At 63.0% G+C, this 18,837-nt stretch carries 19 protein-coding genes; 12 read left to right on the top strand and 7 right to left on the bottom strand.

What is annotated here, in order from left to right; all coding sequences use genetic code 11:
• Positions 1–11 precede the first annotated feature (11 nt).
• The 4 genes from B0G73_RS36065 to B0G73_RS36050 all read right to left on the bottom strand — a co-directional run bounded on the left by B0G73_RS36065 (position 12) and on the right by B0G73_RS36050 (position 3,564).
• Entirely contained in the window at positions 12–1,250 is a 1,239-nt protein-coding gene (locus B0G73_RS36065; protein WP_106285837.1) for a sodium:solute symporter, read from the bottom strand.
• Complete coding sequence (locus tag B0G73_RS36060) at positions 1,237–2,193, bottom strand: fatty acid desaturase (RefSeq protein ID WP_106285836.1); 957 nt, start codon at positions 2,191–2,193, stop codon at positions 1,237–1,239. Before B0G73_RS36060 ends, B0G73_RS36065 begins: the two co-directional genes overlap by 14 nt.
• A 583-nt stretch (positions 2,194–2,776) precedes the next feature.
• On the bottom strand, positions 2,777–2,989 hold the full coding sequence (locus B0G73_RS36055; RefSeq protein ID WP_106285835.1) for a hypothetical protein: 213 nt from the start codon (positions 2,987–2,989) through the stop codon (positions 2,777–2,779).
• 128 nt (positions 2,990–3,117) lie between these two features.
• Entirely contained in the window at positions 3,118–3,564 is a 447-nt protein-coding gene (locus B0G73_RS36050; RefSeq protein WP_106285834.1) for a helix-turn-helix domain-containing protein, read from the bottom strand.
• Positions 3,565–3,620: 56 nt separating this feature from the next.
• Between B0G73_RS36050 and B0G73_RS36045 the strand changes: the two genes are divergently transcribed.
• The 11 genes from B0G73_RS36045 to B0G73_RS35995 all read left to right on the top strand — a co-directional run bounded on the left by B0G73_RS36045 (position 3,621) and on the right by B0G73_RS35995 (position 12,774).
• The gene (locus B0G73_RS36045; RefSeq protein ID WP_258194135.1) at positions 3,621–3,959 is read left to right on the top strand and encodes a helix-turn-helix domain-containing protein; all 339 of its coding nucleotides are present in this window, start codon (positions 3,621–3,623) and stop codon (positions 3,957–3,959) included.
• Positions 3,960–4,025: 66 nt separating this feature from the next.
• Entirely contained in the window at positions 4,026–4,904 is an 879-nt protein-coding gene (locus B0G73_RS36040; protein WP_106285832.1) for a ParA family protein, read from the top strand.
• Positions 4,901–6,685, top strand: coding sequence for a ParB N-terminal domain-containing protein (locus B0G73_RS36035; RefSeq protein ID WP_106285831.1), 1,785 nt, complete (start codon positions 4,901–4,903; stop codon positions 6,683–6,685). Before B0G73_RS36040 ends, B0G73_RS36035 begins: the two co-directional genes overlap by 4 nt.
• Positions 6,685–7,335 (top strand): hypothetical protein, encoded by a 651-nt coding sequence (locus B0G73_RS36030; protein WP_106285830.1) that lies wholly within the window; start codon positions 6,685–6,687, stop codon positions 7,333–7,335. The genes B0G73_RS36035 and B0G73_RS36030 overlap by 1 nt, the downstream gene beginning before the upstream one ends.
• Positions 7,328–7,819 carry a hypothetical protein gene (locus tag B0G73_RS36025; RefSeq protein WP_106285829.1) on the top strand — a complete coding sequence of 164 codons (492 nt, stop codon included), beginning with the start codon at positions 7,328–7,330 and terminating at the stop codon, positions 7,817–7,819. The genes B0G73_RS36030 and B0G73_RS36025 overlap by 8 nt, the downstream gene beginning before the upstream one ends.
• A gap of 86 nt (positions 7,820–7,905) precedes the next feature.
• Entirely contained in the window at positions 7,906–9,423 is a 1,518-nt protein-coding gene (locus tag B0G73_RS36020; RefSeq protein WP_258194134.1) for a hypothetical protein, read from the top strand.
• A gap of 170 nt (positions 9,424–9,593) precedes the next feature.
• Positions 9,594–10,667 carry a PFL_4669 family integrating conjugative element protein gene (locus B0G73_RS36015; RefSeq protein WP_106285827.1) on the top strand — a complete coding sequence of 358 codons (1,074 nt, stop codon included), beginning with the start codon at positions 9,594–9,596 and terminating at the stop codon, positions 10,665–10,667.
• Positions 10,668–10,683: 16 nt separating this feature from the next.
• Positions 10,684–11,172: a hypothetical protein gene (locus B0G73_RS36010; protein ID WP_106285826.1), complete on the top strand. Its 489-nt coding sequence runs from the start codon at positions 10,684–10,686 to the stop codon at positions 11,170–11,172.
• A gap of 131 nt (positions 11,173–11,303) precedes the next feature.
• Positions 11,304–11,873 (top strand): single-stranded DNA-binding protein, encoded by a 570-nt coding sequence (locus tag B0G73_RS36005; protein ID WP_106285825.1) that lies wholly within the window; start codon positions 11,304–11,306, stop codon positions 11,871–11,873.
• 81 nt (positions 11,874–11,954) lie between these two features.
• A complete protein-coding gene (locus B0G73_RS36000; protein WP_258194133.1) occupies positions 11,955–12,221 on the top strand; it encodes a hypothetical protein in 267 nt (88 codons plus the stop codon).
• A 268-nt stretch (positions 12,222–12,489) separates the two neighbouring features.
• The gene (locus B0G73_RS35995; RefSeq protein ID WP_106285823.1) at positions 12,490–12,774 is read left to right on the top strand and encodes an HU family DNA-binding protein; all 285 of its coding nucleotides are present in this window, start codon (positions 12,490–12,492) and stop codon (positions 12,772–12,774) included.
• A 51-nt stretch (positions 12,775–12,825) separates the two neighbouring features.
• On the opposite strand, the gene B0G73_RS35990 is transcribed toward B0G73_RS35995, so the two are convergent.
• The 3 genes from B0G73_RS35990 to B0G73_RS35980 all read right to left on the bottom strand — a co-directional run bounded on the left by B0G73_RS35990 (position 12,826) and on the right by B0G73_RS35980 (position 16,465).
• Positions 12,826–13,965: a hypothetical protein gene (locus B0G73_RS35990; protein WP_374957051.1), complete on the bottom strand. Its 1,140-nt coding sequence runs from the start codon at positions 13,963–13,965 to the stop codon at positions 12,826–12,828.
• Between the two features lie 90 nt (positions 13,966–14,055).
• The gene (locus B0G73_RS35985) at positions 14,056–14,928 is read right to left on the bottom strand and encodes a hypothetical protein (protein WP_106285822.1); all 873 of its coding nucleotides are present in this window, start codon (positions 14,926–14,928) and stop codon (positions 14,056–14,058) included.
• Between the two features lie 280 nt (positions 14,929–15,208).
• Positions 15,209–16,465 (bottom strand): conjugal transfer protein TraB, encoded by a 1,257-nt coding sequence (locus B0G73_RS35980; RefSeq protein ID WP_106285821.1) that lies wholly within the window; start codon positions 16,463–16,465, stop codon positions 15,209–15,211.
• 1,207 nt (positions 16,466–17,672) lie between these two features.
• On the opposite strand from B0G73_RS35980, the gene B0G73_RS35975 reads away from it, so the two are divergent.
• Positions 17,673–18,719 carry a tRNA-dihydrouridine synthase gene (locus B0G73_RS35975; RefSeq protein ID WP_106285820.1) on the top strand — a complete coding sequence of 349 codons (1,047 nt, stop codon included), beginning with the start codon at positions 17,673–17,675 and terminating at the stop codon, positions 18,717–18,719.
• Positions 18,720–18,837 lie beyond the last annotated feature (118 nt).

Here is an 18,837-nt window from a genome sequence, read left to right as displayed (position 1 = left end):
GCATGCTATCTTTATGATCGGATGCGGCGGACAAGGGGAACGAACTGCCATCCGATCAGCACGCAAGCCGATGCGGCGAGCCCAGCTGGAAGCGGAAGCCAGGCGGGCAGATTGCCGATACCGCTCAGGGTCATTGCTGTAACGAGTAAAGATACTCCAGCTCCTGAGAGCATCATCAGGGGTGCACAACGCGGCGCGACCTGTCGTCCGGTCTCGTGAAGGACGAACATCACACCGATCGCCGCAACATACACGATGTTTAGTGAAACGATGGTCGACACGATTGCTTGGCCGTCGGTGGCGATCGCACAACCCACCGCGATGATCAGAATGCGCGGCGCGTGCCCGTATCGACCATCGACGGGACGGAGACTTTCGAGTGCGCAGGCCATAGCACGTGCGATGGCTGTGCCAGAGCCCAGGGCGGCAAGCAGAATCACGCCGATAGAGAACAGTCCCATCGGTCCGCCCGTCTGTAGCATGATCGACGGGACCACGCTGGCGGCGTCCGTCAGGCCAAACAGCTTTCCGGCATGCAGTGCTGCGACAACCGTCGCCGCTGGAAGAAACCCCGTCGTTATGAGAAAGACACTCGCCAGCAGGCACCCGAGCCACGCGTCGCGCGGGCGACGCGCTTCAATGACGAACTGTTGATAGTCGGAGCCTGTGACAACGAGAAAAGCGATTGCGATGATGTTGACCACAGTTTCGGCCGGAGGAGCTTTGCGTATCCCGTGAAAAAACGATGGTAGTGCGTGCAGGTACACGGACAGGCCGTTCGACTGAATGAGCGCATGCAGGAGGGCGATATTGGTCCCCAGCAGGCAGAATACGAACAGCATTGCGGCGATGCCAAGTTCAACTGATGACATAACCAGCAGCGCTGCGGCGGTCACAGCCAGCGCATGGGCTGCTGGCAGCCCCACCGTGACAAGCACCGCGATACCGCCATGGATCTGGGCGGCGAGTACACCGGACATCCAGACGAGCGAGAGGAGCGCCACAAGCTTGCGCACAACCGGGCCATACCGCTGACCGAACACATCCCAGATGAGTTCGCCTCCACGCCAGAGCGTCGGCGCCGCCACGGCAAGCGCGAGCATGCCCAGTGCAGTCATGATCGCATACAGGCTACCTGCCATCCCGGCATGGACGGCCATTTCGCCCGAGCCTAGCAGGAACGCGACACCGTAGCTTGCCGAGACGAGCAGCGCGCCCACATGAGCCGCCCCCAGGCTACGCTGCACCATGATCGCCTCCAACAACGATTTCCCATTCACGCACGACCGCGTCCGGTCCGCGAAAGTACGCATGACACACCCGCGCTACGCGGGCGAAGGGAGGTAGTTCCAACAGGCTGCGCTGCGCATGAGGGAGACGGTGGTAGGGGATCGACGGCATCAGGTGATGCGTCAGGTGATATCCGTTATTCCGTGGATGAATGACCCATCGCCAAAGGCTGTGGGACGAAACGTCGCGTGTGTAACTGAATACCCCTCCTTGTTGTCGGCCGAAATGATCACACAGTTCACGAAAGGTGGTGATCGAGTGAAAGACGGTGGCTCTGGACAGCATCCAGACGCAGAGGAAGCGCTCTGCAGCGTGAACGCCCCAGGCTAGCGTCACGGCGCCGAGTAAGGCTGCCCACCAGCCGATGATGCCGCAACGCTGTAACCAGGTGAGCCGTGACACATGCAGATGCCCGAATGTTGAACCGAGCCATGCGGTCGGCGTGAGTAGCACCTTCAAAAACGGCTTGCACCAGCTATAGCCTGGATCCGGTCGAACAGCGATGTAGTCGGGGTCGAGCCGTGGATCACCCAGCCATGCGTGATGGCGGGAATGCAACTCCCGATAGATGGCCAGACTGTTGAGCAGCGCCGGCGCGATGTAAAGACCTGCAAGTGTGTCGTTGATGAAACTCGAACGGGCGAGGTTGCGGTGTGCAGCATCGTGCAGCAGGTTGCCAAGCGCGCGCTGCCGGTTTCCGATCCAGGCAACGACCGCCGGCGCCGACCACCATCCAAAGCGATGCAGCGCCAACATTGCAAGCGCGACGCTTATCCAGTCGAACATAATGTCAAAAAGGACGTTGACGACCTTGGGCGATGTCATGGTTTGGTGAATTGCGCTCCAATCCGGAAACGCCGAGCGGATGAGATCCTGGTCGTTTGTCACGGCGCGGTGGCTCATCGATGACCTCCGATGGGTGAATGATCATGCCGCTGGCGCGGTGCACGCGCACATTATTGCAAGGCGACAGCGAGGGCAAAAAGAGACTTGATCTTACGGAACGATCGATCGCGCCATACGGTGTTCTGCAAATTTGCACAGCGTTGCATTCCGCGGCGCAGTGGGATGCGTAACGGGTTTTCGCATGCGCGGACCCAGAAGGGCGGTCACGCGGCGACGCGCTTTAAGCATCTCGGGAATGTCGACACAACGTGCGTTGGCAATAGAGCGGCGAGTGCGCCGCGCGCCGCCGTAAAGGTGGCGCGACGGGAGAAAGGCCGCATTTACCTGAAGCGGCTACGGGACCGACATACAGAAACGATGCGATAACGAAGGAAATGTAACCGACACTGCTTCAGCGTGTATGTTTTTGCGCGCACTGCATGGATTCATTTCGCCATACGGGGCGGCCTGGCGCCCACCGATATCGAGACGATGCAGACTCAGTTTGGAGCCGGATAGTGCGAGGACCGCCGCGGCGCGCAGTTGTCCGCGTGGCCTTATCCATAACGCGTATCAGGCGTGCGGAGGAACCGCCGTATGATCACGCTTGTTCGCCCTCATCGTGCAGTTGCATCGAGACACTGATATGCCACCGGCGCCGTGCGTCCCTCGGGATGTCGAGCTGAATACGAACAGGCGCGTCGCAGGAGGACCCGGTGCTGCTTGGACGCCCCGTACGATCGCTTAGCATCTCGTCTTCTATCTCCTTTCCCAGTCGTTCCAGTTCTTCGCCCAGGTCGTCCAGACGCGCCATCACGGATCTCCTCGATGGATGCAGGGTCTTTGCCGGCGAGTACGCCGCGCAAACACGGGAAAACCAGGAGATTAGCGCCTGCCCGCCGGTTGTTGCGGAATGTTCGATATTTTTGCCGGTTGTCGTTCTCAGCGAAACGTCCGTGTCAGGCGACCGATCCGGGAATCCTTGAGAATTTCGTCGGCGCTTTCGCCCAGCAGCTGGCACTGCTCGTAAAGCAGGCCGATGAGCCGTGCCTTCTTCGTCGCATCGAGGGGCATGGGCAGACGTTGCTCGATCTGTGCGACGGCAACTATCACATTGTCGAGCGTTTTCTGGTCGAGCCGGTGCCGCACATCACGATCGAGGATCATTTTGCCGTCGCCCGTCAGCAGCCACGCAGGATCGATTGAAAATTGCTCGTACAGCGCGCGCACCAGTTCGACAGGCACCGCACGCTCGCCGCGCTCATAATTTGCATAGGCGCGCAGCGACAGCCCCAACTGCCGGGCCATTTTCTCCTGGGACAGTTGGAGGTGCTCACGCACCTGCGCAACGCGTTGATGATCGTCCCCGTGAGCAGCGGTGCTTGACATGTCTGTCTCACCTTCCTAGAGTGATTTCGTACCTTGATTATAGGTACGATCGAGTAATGGACAAGCTTGGACGTGCCTGGACCAAAACATCTGTCCTTGGGCAGGTGATGGCTTCGAGGAGTGGTGGAGGAAAAGTGGCGAGCAGTCGGTTCTACACGCTGGAAGAGATTGCGCGCGAACTGCATATCGCGCCGGCCACCGCACGTAACCGGCTGACGCTCGGGCTGCCCATGCCTCCGTCAATCCGCGTGGGGCGTCGTCGTCTGTTCCCCGCGCACGAGTATGAAAAGTGGATCGCCTCGCAACTGACGCACTCCGGTGGAAACGAGGCCGCCGGAGACGCCACCGAGGACGGCAATCGCGATTCATACGGGCAGTCTCACGATCCGACGTAGCGACCATATTCTTTTTCATTAACTGAATTTTCACTCAAGCGATGACGCTGTACTGGATCTCCCACCGTGCCGGTAGTTATCTCCTTCGTCTCCACCAAAGGCGGCGTCGGTAAGACGACCGTCGCCGCCAATCTTGGCGGCCTGCTCGCAGCCTTCGGCCTGAAGGTTCTCGCGATCGATGCAGATGTCCAGCCGAGTCTAAGCAAGTTCTTTCCCGTCCATTACCGTTCATCGCAAGGTCTGACTGCAGTCGTGACTTCGGGCGGCAATCCGTCGGCCGACTGCATCAGTCGCACGATTTTCTCCAATCTCGATCTGGTCTATTCCGATACGCCGGATGCAGCACTGCAGGCGTGGCTTAATCGCCGTGAGGATCGCCTGATGATCCTGCGCCGGGCGATGCGCAGTCCGCTCGTCGACCCCTATGACGTAGTGCTGATCGACACGCAAGGCGCGGTCGGCGAACTGCAGAAGTCAGCGGCGATGGCGGCAGACGTGATGGTGTCGCCCGTCAGGCCGGATGCGCTGAGCGCCGGCGAGTTCGCCACGGGCACGATCGCGATGCTCGACGAGCTGGACCGGCTGGCCGACTTCGGCGAATCCTTCCGTTCGGGCGACCTGCTCGCGCTGATCAATGCGCATGAGCGCACCACCAACGCGCGGGCACTTGCAGCCGTGCTGCGTCAGCGCTTCTCTGAGCATTCGAAAGTCCATGTGCTCGACACCATTATCCCGTCAGCCGCGGCGTACGCGGCGGCGGCAACGGCACGCGTTCCCGTGCATGACTTTGATCGTCGCCAGCGGTTCGAGAACTCGGCATGGAACGTTATGCACCGTCTTGCATGGGAACTGTTTCCGTCCCTCGCGAACGTTTATGCCGGTGCGCCGCCATGTTCGACGGGCGACACCGGGACCGGCGGCATCCGGCAGGGGGCGGTCGCATGAACGTGTCGGACAAGCCGCTCAGTGAGGTGCGTGAAGCGCTCGCTGCCCAGCGCCTGGGCGTACCCACGCCGGGCGCTCAGACGCCCGAACCGCAGCTCACGTCGGTAATCCGGCTGAAGATCACCGATGTGATGGTCTATGAGCGCAATCCGCGGCGCGCGTCGCACGAGCGCCTCGTCGAACTCAAGGAGTCGATCCGGGCGAACGGCATCGAGCAGATCGTGACGGTGACCCGCCGTCCAGGCGAGACGCGCTACGTGGTGGCGAAGGGCGGCAATTCGCGCGTGACGGCAGCGACGGCCCTTCACGACGAAACCCGCGACGAACGCTTCCTTTACTACGACTTTGTCTGCGTGCCGTATCCCGGTGAGGCAAAGCTGCTGGCGGCGCACCTGCGCGAGAATGACCAGCGCGCCGACCTCTGCTTCTGGGACAAGGCGAATGGCTATCTCGCGCTTAAGGCCGATCTCGAAGCCGAACGTGGCGAGACGCTGTCGTTACGTGAGTTCTCCCGGCTGCTTGAACAGGAAGGGGCACCGGTGAGCCATGTGCTGCTCTCGCTCTTCCAGTTCGCGGTCGACCGTCTCTCCGCCCTCGGACCCGCCACCGGGTATCTGAGCCGGCGCGCGCTAGTCGATGTGATCCAGCCGGGTATTGGCATGCTGCTGCGCCTCACGAGGCGTCTCGGCTTCGACGATCAGTGGTTGCAGGTGCGGGTGATCGATCCGCAACTGACCGGCATCGCCGCCCGCTGCAATCCGGACAACCCGGATGCGGCCGGCACGCTGGCGCAGCCTGCGCCATTTGATGCTGCGCAACTGGTCGATGGATTGAAACAACGGCTGGCAGGCGAGCTCGGCGTGCCGCGCGACGCCATGGACCGGATGTGTCATTTGCTGGAGCGCACACCGAACGCTGCCGGTGATGACTTACGTGAAGTCGGTGGCATGCCCGATGAGCGACGTGGACCTTCATCGATCGCATCTGATGTCGACGCGAATCGTGCAGCGGCCACACCGGATCCTTCGGCCTCGTCGGGACCCGTGAGGTTGACCCGGTTCGACGAACAGCCTCGTGCCACGCCGGCTGCGGACGGAACTGTGCCACACCCGACCAGTGTCGGGCAACGGCGTGACGAGCCAGTCGTGTCGGCGGATGGTCCGCAACGCGCGCCGGATGACCCATCCACGGTGGTGGCTGACGAGGTTCACCGGGACAGCGCGCCGCACGCTGCGTCTTCTTCAAACCAGGGTGAGCTTTTCCGGGAAGCGGTGCTGGCTTTCGCGCGAACCTGCGGTCTCGATGGCTGCGTACGCGATGCGCCCGCATTGCCCTACGGATTCATGGTCGAGCCACCCCCGCCGGACAGACCGCGCTTCTCGCCCGGTGTCGCACCCGGGTTGTCGCCCAGCATCGACGCGCAGCGTGACGAAGAGATGCTCAACCGGTATCTCGGCTGGTGGTGGCTCGTGAGCCTGTCACGGCAAAACACCGCAACGGGCATCGCACGCGTTCCCTCCGGGAGTCTCTTCGCACAGATGGCCCGCGATGACGAGACGTGGAACCGCACCTGTGACGCGAGCGTCGGCGAGCCGTTGCTCGCCGACCGCATGGACGTGATGTTCGACGTAATGCTCAATCCGGATCACCTGATCGGTCAATGGTGGGACGAGGTCATGCGCGCGGCGCGCGCATTCCGGGCGGCGTACCCCGAGCGCTTTGCACCGGCGCGCTGGCCCGAACCGGGTGCAGACGAGCGGCTTCAGCGGGGAGGGGCGTGATGGACAACGCCTTCCTGCGGCTGGAGAGCGAAGCGCTCGAGCATTTCGTGCTACTCGAGCTGATTGCGTTTGCTTGCATGACAGATCGGTACGTCCTCACAGGACATCAGGATAACGAAGTTTCATGTGGAACAGCGTCGCCGCACCGGACATCGTTGACAGATCGGCTACCGGGCGCAATCAGGCGTGTGCTCGGTGATGCCCGTTCGCCAGGGCTCGTGCGCGATCTGCTGACCGCGGGTGCATTGCGTCTCTTTGTGGACGCCGGCGCATTGCAGCGCCGCTGCGAACTGATTGAGCGGCAGTGGCGCGATCAGGACCTGTTGCGCGCCTTTGTGGAGCGGCAGGCGAGCATTCCGATGATCCGAACGTTTTTCCGCACCGCCACGCGCGCAACGATTGCACGGCTGCGCGCCGAACTCAATGTCGCCGCGCCGACGAAACCGCGTGCGCTGTCGCGCTCCGGAATGGATCTGCTGTTTGATGCGTGGGCCAGTCTGAAAGACATCGGCGACCTGCGCGAACGCTATCTGGCGCTGCATGAGCAATGCGATGGGCAATGGTCGCTCGCGACGCTTTTCGCGGCACTCGATGCGGACACCGGAGACCTTGCCACACCTTCTTCCCACCAGGAGTCTGACCATGTATGACATGCGACTTGATCCGCAGGGCAACCTGCTGCCCGGCAAGACCTGGGACGATTCACCCGGACTGCCACCTGCCGAAGCCGAAATGGTGCTTTCGATGCTCGACGTGCCGATCGCGATAGACCGCTGTTTCGTCGAGGTCTGTGGTGACCTCGCCGCGGCCGCCATGCTCACGGAGCTGTCGACGGTTGAGAGCGAGACGGGACGTCACCATGACTGGCTTCAGGTCGCGCCCGACGAGTTCGCGCGCAGACTGGCGCTTACTGAGTCGCAGCAGCGCGCCGCGCGGCGACTGCTCAGGTCGAAAGGCCTGATCGCGCATCGTCGCTGCAAGACGCTGCCGGCGGATGAGTTCCGTATCCTCTGGCCGGCTGTGCTCGCGCTGCTTCAGCGCAAGGCGGATGAGCGCACCGCCCATATTGTCTGGCCCCCGGTACGTCCCGATCAGCCGCAACAGCTGAACCAGCCAGAAGAGGTCCACTCATGATGCCCGGTTGCCATCCGTATATCACCGAGTTCGAAACGATGTGGGCCCTGCTCAGGCCGTACCGTCCCATCGCTTTCGGAACGCGCATGGCCCGCATCACCGGACATCCGAAGCAGGCGCTGCTGCTCTCGCAGCTCGTGTACTGGACGCGACGCGGACGCGATGTGGAGGTCAACGGCGGCTGGGTCCACAAGACCCGCGAACACTGGCTGATCGAGACAGGCCTGTCGCGTGAAGAGCAGGAAAATGCGCGGCGGCGCATGCGGGACCTGAACCTGCTGGCCGAATGGCGTGGTGGTCAACCCGCGCGCATGCATTACCGGCTGGAGGTGGAAGCCATTTCGGCCGCCGTTCGCGCGACCTGTCCAATGGCCGTGCAGCTCCCAGCATCGATCGAAGCGATGAGGGCCGACCCGTTCGCGGGTGACGCGCTGCTGGGGCCGACTGTCGCGTACCGACGCGTTTTTGTTGATCTCGTCGGCAACTTGAATGCCGCGCTGCTGCTCTCGCGCATGGTGCAGTTGCAGCGCCGCGAGGCCGACCGGCAATGTACGTGGTTCACGCACACAGCCGGAGAGTGGCAACGCACGCTGGGACTTAACCGGCGTCAGCTCGATAACGCGAGAGCGCGGCTCGTGCGCCAGGGGCTGATTCGCGAGTTCATGCGCCAATGCACCGGCCGGCGTGTTTTCACACAGGTCAATGCGGGCGAGCTGAAGCGCCAGCTCGAACGCCTGGTGTCGCGCGGCGATATGCGCGAGCGGCTCGCGACGCGCAAGCGCCTGCTCGCGCAGAGTCTGCACGAAGAAGACGCGCGTGGAGCCGCAGCGACGCTACCGGCTGTTACCCCGGGTAACACCCGGCCTTCCGCCATTGAAGGTCATGCGCCACACGTGCGTGCCTGGGCGGTGGAGCGCCCGAAGTCGCCAACCGGAAGTCTCCGGGTGTATGTGGATCCGCCTGCGGTGCCGCTGCAGTTGGTGGGTTTGATCCATTACCGATGGCGGGAAACGGGCGTTCCAGACGCGCGCGTATACGGAAGGATTACATACAGGACTACAACGACCGCCGGCCCAGCGATCTCGACCGGCAAGGGGGCAAACGCGGTTGTGGTGGGAGTCGATCCTGGCGCCGATTCTGCTTCACCGATCTTGCCATTGCCTGCGGCAGACGACACCAGCGTGCTCATCTGGCCCACCATGCTGCCGGTCAACGATCGCGCACTCATCGCCTCGCACCTCGCACGGGTTCCTGCGACCGACCGCCAGATGTTGCTCGACGAGATGGCGGCGGGCCACCGGCGCCAGCCCGTGCAGTTGCCCGTCGCGTACATCGCAGGGCTCGTGCGACGCTACATCGGCGGCGAGTTCGTCCCCACCAGGGCGCACCTCGAGCGCGCGGCACGCAGGCGGGCGGCCGGGGGGGAGGGCACGAACGCTGGCTCATTGCTTCCAGGTGATGCGATGGAGCCGGGCGCGTCGACGCCTGAGACGGCTCGCCGGAATCTCGCGGCCATTCGCGATGCACTGCGCGAACGGATCGCACATCGCCCTGCGCGTCATCCGGCATGCGGGGCGGCGAGTCAGGCGGGAGCGCATGCGTGACCGGATCCATCGCGTTTGCGCAGCACATGCGCGTACCAGCCCGTGTTTTCCCACCGCACGCGCTGTCACCCGGTTAGCCCGCAACGGTGCGGGGCTGCCTGCTGTTACCCGGGGTAACAGCGCTGGCGTTTCCCTCACTGTCGAACGAATACCGTTTCATGGAGCCTCTTATGGACACACCGTCCGCCCCTTTGCCTCACACCATTGATCCGTCTGTCGACGCCTTCGCGCACTCCACGTCGTCCCCATTTGCCGACGGTTACGACGTTGATACTGAACGCGCCGTTTTGGCACACCTGATTGCCGACGATGATCCCGATCCTGCCGATCCGCTGTTCGGCCGCTATCAGTTGCTTCTCGAACGCGAGGAAGCGCTGAATCGCATGCGCGAGACTCACGCGCTGCGACAGGGCAGCGATCCACTGGTGCGCCCGCACGAGGCTCAGGAGATCAGCCGCATTGGTCAGCTCGGTAGCGACGGTGCGGACCGCATGCGGCTGCACACGCGCGACGCGATGCGGCTGTTTCTTGGCCGGGCCGTAGCTCCTGGGGAGTCGGGACATGCGATGGCGGGCGGGCGCCGCGTGGCTGCGTCGCTGCGTGCGTTGTGGTCTCTGTCGGGCAACGACAACCCTTATGCGGACTGGAAGCTCATCGAGATCGCGGATCGCATCTCCGGCATCCGGCGCGCGAACGAGCTCGAGCAGCAGCATGCCCGTCAGTTGCTGGATGCCGCGCGTGAAAAAGGCCTCGAGTATTCGGTGCTGCAATCGCGCGAGCCCGCTCAGGTGTCGCTCGGTTTTGGCTCACCGTACGGCTACATGATCGTGATGCTGCTCGTCGAGCTGGACTGGCTGGTGCGCCTCGTGCGTTCCGCGGTGTTGCGCGACCTGATGTCGTCGACTGAGGGCTTCCGGCGCATCGGCTCGGCCAGGCACCGGTGCCTGTCGGTGTTCCATTTCGCGGTGCACTGCCAGCGCGTGCTCACGCGCGCCGAACTGCTGCCGCTTTCGCGCATCGACTTCCTGCCGAATGCGGATGCTGCCGCACGCCAACGCGCTGAAGCGGCGCGCGCGCTGCTCGGCGTCTTGCCGCGGGACGTCTTTACCGGCGCGCGTGAGCCACGTCACAGCCGGCGGCGCGTGAGCCGCCTGTCGGATGCGGAACTGCGTCTGCTTGACAGTGTGCCGCTGTCTGGGGACGACGCGCTAGCGCAAGCTGCAACAGACGCCTTGGTGCAATGATGCGAGGACTGCGGCAATGACTGACCGACATTCGGATCTGGATCGACGTTCAAAGGCCTTTAAGGGTAAGGGAGCCGGCAGCTCTGAGCCAGCCATTGCGCTACCTGTATCACGGATCGCGGGCGACGCGGGGATACGCGTGCTGCTGCGCTCGTACGAGCACTGGGTCGAGGACACTGTCACCGAAATGCAGACGCTGGCGCTGGAGAGCGCGACCACCGGGCTCGACGTGTCGCTCCGCTGCGTGCGCATTGCACTGGCGAGCGGCGCGACGCGCCATCGTCTCGACTGGTTCGTCCGCGGTGAGCCGCATGCAATCGCCTGGCCGCGCGTGAAGCAATATTTCAATCGCATTCCGGCGCCGCTGCGCGCGTACCTGCAACAGTGCGATGTGCGCGCGAAAGAGCTCAACGCACTGGAGTCGGTTTTCCGGTATGCCGCGAGCCAGCTCACGATGTATATGGAACACGGCACAGTCAAGGTTCGAAGGATCGACGGCACCTGAGACAGGTGCGCGGTCCCATTGCGTTGCGACCGGCAGAGTCATCAGGCTAACGCAGAGCAGCCATCCAAAAAAGCAGGCGGTGAACAGCGCGTTCATATCACAGGGCAATCCTTGATGAAACGGAGTCCGCAATGGGCATCTACGCAGAACTGGTTGGCAACGTGCTGGCGTCGCCGACGATGAAACAGGTCAATACCCCCAGCGGCGCGCGCCGCATTGTCGAGCTGCGGGTTATGTCCGCCAGTTACCGGCGGCTTGAGGACGGCACGCTGGAGCAGCGCGAAGGTCGGACCTTTCCTGTCGACGTGACGGTGTGGAACGAGCGCCTGACCGAGCGCGTGATGCAGCACATCCGCACGGGCGCGAGCGTCGTCGTGCGCGGCGACCTCTACGTGAGTCCATGGATCAACCGCGAGAACGAGGCCGACGCGGGCGCCCATATTGACGCCGAATCCATTGCCCTGAACCTCGTGCGCATCGACCAGGTGGTGTACCGCCCGCGCCAGACGCGCGAGTCCGATGTCCCAGCACAGGACGAAGGCGCCGGTGAGCCAGCCGGTCCGGCCGATGGCGAAGCGGAGGAATCCACGTCGGGAGAGGAACCAGGAACGCCGCCGGATCACGCGGACTCCGATGCGGCTACCTCTGCCCAGCCTGCAGGCCGGCGTTCGCGTCGGGCGGCGCGAGCCACGGCCGAATAGCTTGCATCTTCGTCGATCTCATGCGCGCGCACCGTTCGCCGTGCATGACTTCTACGCTGGAGTATGGCGGAGGACACGGAAATGATGGACGTCAGCTCGCCGGCCATGCCGGACGTTGAGGAACTGCGGATGTTGCGGGCGCTGGTGTATGAGGGCGTAGCGCTCGCGCGCCACGGGCGGTACGTTGCGCGGTTTCACAGATGGATCGTCCAGGTTTCGCGCGAGGGCCGCTGCCGCGCGGGTTGCCTTGCGCCGGTCACTGTCGAGATCCGCCACCGCCATGGCGAATTACTCGAGCGCACCTGTCTGGTAGTTGACGACCGCGCCGACCGCGAGACAGGACGATGAGGGTGCTTGCGCCATCGCTGGATCGATGTCTTTTACTCCGAAGATTGCCGCGTTGTGGCGGACGGCCTTGACCGCCCATATGCGACGCTGCGGCTATTGGCTTGCCATGTCGAGTCCGTTGAGTCGGGGAGATAGGGACGAGAGAGGGCTTGTGCGGTCAACTGTCTTTGCGGTACGGTACGCGGATTGGTTTGCTGTCGCGGCCGTCCGCGTAGCCGATCACGCCATATCGTGCCGTCTTATTTTTGCGTTGACAGAAGGAAAATTCATGAACAAGCAGGAACTGATTGATGCCGTCGCGTCAGCAACGGGCTCGAGCAAGGCCGTCGCGGGCGAGGCCATCGATGCTTTTATCGGCGCGATCAAGGAGGCGGTGGTCAAGGGTGATAGCGTGCAACTAATCGGATTTGGCTCGTTCAGTCAGGGCAAGCGTGCAGCGCGCACGGGCCGCAATCCGGCGACCGGTGAGGAGATCAGCATCGCTGCCGCGAAAACGGTGAAGTTCACCGCAGGCAAGGGGTTCAAGGACGCAGTCAACGGCGGCGAGCGGTAGGAGCGTTATCCTAAGCGGGCTACCTGGGCGCGGTTGCTTCGCCGGGTCCTGCTACCGGATGTGCGGCGCGAGCACCTTGCTGACGAATGCAGAGGTTGCACCCGGCCCGAACTGTTCCCGAAGTCGCGCGTTGAGAACATCGCGGGAAGCGCCGCACACGCAGGCCGCGTCGGTGAGCGCCGCATAGGCATCGAGCACATCTGCCGGCGTGATCTCGTATCCGGCGCCGGCGTCGATCCAGCGCAGAGCGGCCATGCCGCAGGTTATCGCGAACGCCGGCTGCCGCTGCACGAACTCCCGTGCTGCCCGGATCAGGATACGCGGATCGGTCGGGCTGGTCTGGATGAGCGACGTCGCGAGATCGAAGAGTCCTGCGTCCTTCGCGGCAGCAAACCATTTGCCTTCCGAGCCCGGCTCGCTATCGATCAGGTCCTGCAGGATTGCTGCGTGCGATCGCCCGGGATACTTCCTCGCGATCGCACGGAAGGTCGCGAGGTACGTCCCTGAGCGGTTAGCCGCGATCGCATACCGCCGGTAGGCCTCGTCCGTCATGCCGCGGGTGAGCAGGATCATCTCGCAGGCGAGGGCGATGGCGCTTTCCGGCGCATGGGCGTCACGCGACTGCTCGGCGTAACGCAGCGCCTCTTCGGGTCGGCCGAGTGCCACGAGCGCCTTTACACCCCATTGCCGGTACCCCCACCATGTCATGCGCGCCGAGTCGACCAGTGCGAGCAATTCGTCGAACCGGTACGCGACGTAAAGCGCGCTCATGCACGCGGTAGTCCCGACAAAAAATCCACCCTGGCCGTCGGGGCCGATCACATGGGCCGTGATGGGCAGCAGCCTGTCCGCCCATGCGGATGCCATATCCGGCGTCACAGAAAGCTCTCCCCACACATCGGCGAGATGTCCGATATACGGCATCTGGTCTTCCTGCAACGCCTCAAAAAGACGTTCCAACCACGCCTGTCTGATTATGGAATCAACTGTGGCGGCGGCAATCAGGGGAGCCAGTGCGTCGATGGCACGATTGACTGCGGTGCCCATCGCGCCGGACGAACTGTCGACCTGTTCCAGTGCCGGAGACAGTTTTTCGAGCAGGAGTACTGCGCCTTCGGCGGCAAGGACGGCATCGGAGCGCGCCACCTGCCGGATCTCGACGACCGCTTCCTTCAGCAGCTGGATCGGCAGCGCTGATTTCCAGCCGAAGGCGTTACGCCGGAAACGGGCGACGAAGGTCCATCAATGTGAGCTCGTGTGTGACTTCCCGGTTTTCAGCATTCAGCGCGTTTTCATGTAGTGCCGGTAGAGCGCATCGTGCAGATCACGCAGATCGCGGCGGCTCTCCATCAGGTCGTGGTGACGGCCTTCGCGCTCGAGCGCGAGTAGCCGAAGCACGAGTCTTGCTGCCCGTTCGGGCTCGGTGTCACGGAAGGGTTGCGCCAGTTTCAGCAGCGGTGCGAGCCCGGTTTTCTGAATCAGCGCCCAGGCCGGAAACCACGCGAGGTCGGCGACATCGCCGCCTCCCTCAAAGGACGCATCGAATGTCCTGCGCAGTGTGTCCAGCGAGCTGTCCTCGAGATGCCGGAGCAGGCCATCGAAACGGGTGGGAGCAAGCCATGCGAGTTCGGCCAGAAGCGGCCAGGCGGCCTCGAGACCATCAAGCCGGTATCGACATTCTGCCATCCACATCAGCGGTGCGGGAATGCGTCGCCAGGATTCGATGCGCATGACGGCGGCTTCAGCGGCTTTCCAGTCGCCCGTATGCAGGTAGAGCGCGGCGCCGTGCGCATTGGGCCGGGCCGCACGGAACGCCAGACCCGCGGCGCGCTGCGCGAGTTCGTTCCAGAACGGCGCAAGCCAGGCGATGGCGGCCCGTTCGCCCATCAGCTGGTTCGCAGAGGGCCGGATGTGGGCCAGTAGCGTCTCTCGCGCGCCAAGCGCGGCGTCATGATTCGCGAAGGGTAGGCTGCAACGCGCTTCGACGGCGGTCACGAGCGTGTCAAGCGCCACGAGTGCCGCATAGTCCGGATATTCATGCCCGAGGGTCTGCAGCGCATGGCGGGCGCCGGAGGCATCGTGGTGTTGCAATGCCGACAGGACATCGTTGCGCAGCATCACATCACGGCTGTCGTCAAAAATATCGAGTTGCATGGATCGGACTCAGAAGAGCGGGTCGCCGGGATTCACAAGGTTATGCCACTTCACTACGCTCCTCAACGGGCGTCCGTCTTCAAGGATGGACTCGATAACGGCGCGCTGGCCGCTCGCCTCGGCAACCACCCCCACCATCCTGTTTCGCTAGCGCATCAGCGCACCGATCGACGGGTAAACGGAGCGTTTTCGTCTTCGGTCGGCATCCGGCATTGCGGCATCAGGACAGCGGGAGCGGGGACGTGGCGGATTATCCCACGCCTGCCCGCGTCACCGGCGGCTACCGGTTCACCGCACGCAGCAAAGGCACACCGGACAGTCGGGCGATGGCGGCGATACCCTGGCGCTGGATCTGTGCGAGCGCGAGGTCGGAATCGAACCAGCTGTTGGACAGGCTGACGAGCACATCAGGCGAATGCAGCAGGATGCGCCAGTGCGGCCACCACAATAGGTCTTCGTAGCAGATCGAGAAGGCCACGCTCTTGCCTGCGACAAGGACGTATGGCTGGGTGAAACTCCCGCGGATCGCGCTGACGGCCGCACCCGGGCGCCACAGCGCCGCCGGCACCGGCTGGCGACTGTCCAGGCGGCCGTGGTCCGCGCCGACGACGACCGCGCTGTCGGTGTACCGGAACGGCGTGCGGGACGCAGTCAGGTCCATGCCGACGATCAATGTTCGCATGGCCGCGGCGAATGCGTGGATATCGTCACGCCACCAGTAGCCCATCGCCGGGCGCCACAGCCCCACGATTTCCTCGGGAAGGACCACAACGGTGGCGCCTTCGCTGAACGCGGTCTGTGCGATGGTCTGGACTTGTTGCGTCCGTGCATAGAGCGACGTATAGCTGGACTGATCGAGCCGACCGAGGCGTGTGTCAAGTGCTGTCCACCGGGACGGTACGACTGGCGCGCTCGCCACGCTGCGCGCGAGAAGGGATAGGATCACCAGCAGTGTTGCAACCTGTCGGGCGAACCGACCGCGTGAGACGGAGGCCGCGCACGCGGTGGCGGTTATGCCGAGCACCAGCCCTGGCGCCTTCCAGCCGGGAAACAGGGTGCTGGCGACATATGCCGGCGATAACCACCCAATGATCCCGAGCGGTGGTACGGTCACGAGCACCGTCGCGACGGCGGCACACAAGGCGTGGCGTGCGGCGCTCGCGTCCGACTCAGGTTTGAGCACGGCCCACGGTGTTGCGAGCACGCACGCCTGTGCGATCCAGAACGAGAAGCCGAGCATCAGCGCATCGGGGCGCGTCAGATCTCCATAGCCGGAAAAGAAGCGCATGCTCACAAGGGGAATATCCCGTGCGCCGGCAAGGTAATAGCCGATCCAGATCGCGAGTGCCGAGGTACGTCCACGTACACGCGACCATACGGCCGGCAGGAGCAGCAGGAGCACCTGCCAGTGCCCCGGGTACCATGTTGCGAGTGCCACGAGTGCGCCGGTGGCGATCAACGCCACGCATGCGAGGGTGCGTGGGAGAGACCGGACAGGAGCACGCGTCGATCGAAGAAGTGGAGGCAGCGCAAACATGGGTCCAGAGGGAGGCAGAAGTTGGCGGCACGGTCGATGCCGGCCGGGCTTTCCAGTGGTGCGCGCGCTGCACTGTCGAGCATAGGACAGTGTTTTCGTTCGCGCTACTTCCAGAGAAAAGACACCAACACAAAAAGCTCTTCGCTGAATAGCGGGGAACGCAGAGAGAGCTGTCGGCCAGAAGGGCGACCTTCGCCCGACGCGTCGCGAGGACGTTCAGACGGTAACGCCGCCGAACGAGCGGTCATCCGATCGCCGGATGCCGGCGCGGTGTCATCTTGAAATCGTATGTAGGTACCTGCGACAGCTATTGCAGGCTAACAACGTCAGTGCATCTTCAGCTTCGATGCCATCAAGATAATGTCCGTGATCCATGGCCGGGAATACCGCAACGAGATCGAGGCCATTAAGCACATCCACCGCAAAGGCAGCCGTCGTCACGATTTGGCGTTGCGGAAAAGATCTGTGTCGTCATCAGCGAAGCTCGCATCCGAATGAAAGACCGGTTGGGAACGGCCAGATCGGAAAAAGATCAGCGATCGACAAACGACGCCCCTCGGTCATCGAACGTGTAAGAACGTTCTGATACCCTTCGCCTCTCATTCTGGCTGGCCCGGAGGAGTGACATGCGTCGGGTAGTGACTCTTGTACTGGCCGTCGTATGTACGTGTTCCGCGCTGGCTGAACCGGCCGCTTGTAACGCAGGGGTAGTCCGGCTCACGGGAGTGGACGGATTCTGATCGATCGTCCCCGACAGGCGGAGGCCGCGCTCAATGCAGGCCCTCGGCAATTTCACGGTCTAGCTCGTGAATGCGGTCGTCCAGCGAACGCAAATCCTCCCACAGGCCCACAAGGAGACGCCGGAAACGATCGCAACTGGACAATCTTCCTTAGTGCCACGATGCCGTACCCGGATGTTCGCGCATTCATTGCGTCCACATACTCCCGGGTTAACGTTGTTCAGGCAACACCCGCATAAAGCCTGAATGCGACTCACAGATCGCCATCATGGCCGCCAAAGAAGACAACGTGGCACTCCTGAGCGAGCATGCAAAAGGATTGATCCGTATCCTTGAAGTACGCAGACTTGTTATCTTCTTAGTGAAGATTGGCGCATGTCAACAAGAGGGACGGTCGATGCCAATCCGATCCACACGCCGCGCTCAGCGGATCGTCCCGTTCACTTTCCCTTGGCTATCGACTACCTATGAGTTCTATTTTTGAGCCTCTGACCTTGCGCGGCGTGGCGATCAAGAATCGCATCGCCATGGCCCCAATGCTGATGTACACAGGCAACGACGACGGAAAAGTCACGGATCTCCATCTTGCTCATTACGGTGCGAGAGCGTTGGGCGGCGTGGGGCTGATTACGACCGAGGTGGTCGCGGTAGCCCCATCGGGCCGGATCAGCGAGAAAGATCTGGGCCTTTGGGATAACGGGCAGATCGAAGGGCTGCGTCGTCTTTCGGCAATGATCCGCAACTGCGGCGCCGTCGGCTGCCTGCAACTCGCCCACGCCGGGCGCAAATCGCAGGTTAGCGGCGACATCTACGCGCCTTCCGCATTGGCGCATGGCGACCAGTCACGCGTGCCGCAGGAACTAACGTACGGCGAAATTAAAGGGCTTGTTAAAGCTTACGGCGCGAGTGCCGCGCGCGCTGTCGAAACGGGGTTCGAATGCCTCGAAATTCACGCGGCGCACGGCTATTTGATTCACGAATTCCTGTCGCCGCTGAGTAACAGGCGCATGGACGACTACGGAGGCGAGCGCGAAAGCCGCTGGCGTCTGCTCCTGGAAATCGTTGCCGAAGTACGCAGCGTCTGGCCGCAGGACAAGCCGTTCATCATCCGCCTTTCTGCTGAAGATAAGGCAGGCCCCGGCGGAAGTACGGTCGCGGAAACCGTCGAGCTTGTGGCTCGCCTGAAGGCTGCGGGCGTCGATATGGTGAGCGTCTCGGCGGGCGGACTTTCGCCGGTGTTCGACGGCGCAATCTATCCCGGCTATCAGGTGGATTACGCTGAGCAGGTCAAGCGTGAGGCGGCAATTCCAGTGGGTTGCAATGGCTCCATTACGTCGAGCGAACTGGTCGAGGCGATCCTGCGCCGGGAATCCGCCGATATTGTCTATATAGGGCGTGAACTGCTTCGCAATCCGTTCTGGTTGCTCGACGTCGCCAGGACCATGGGCGTCGAAGCGCCGCTCGCAATCCCGACGTACGCGCGCGCGACAGGGCCTTACGTGCGCGGCCACTGACGCGTCACGTGCCTGCATATGCTCACGGCGGGGCATCGCGCCCCGCTCGTTGTGTTGCCTTTCCCTTCCTCCACGGACCGTGTCGGCCTCAATCCAGTCAATGGCGCGTGCAGTCCAA

Origin of the sequence: Paraburkholderia sp. BL25I1N1, from assembly GCF_003002025.1 — a bacterium.
Classification (GTDB): domain Bacteria; phylum Pseudomonadota; class Gammaproteobacteria; order Burkholderiales; family Burkholderiaceae; genus Paraburkholderia.
This window is presented reverse-complemented; position numbering and strand designations above follow the sequence as displayed.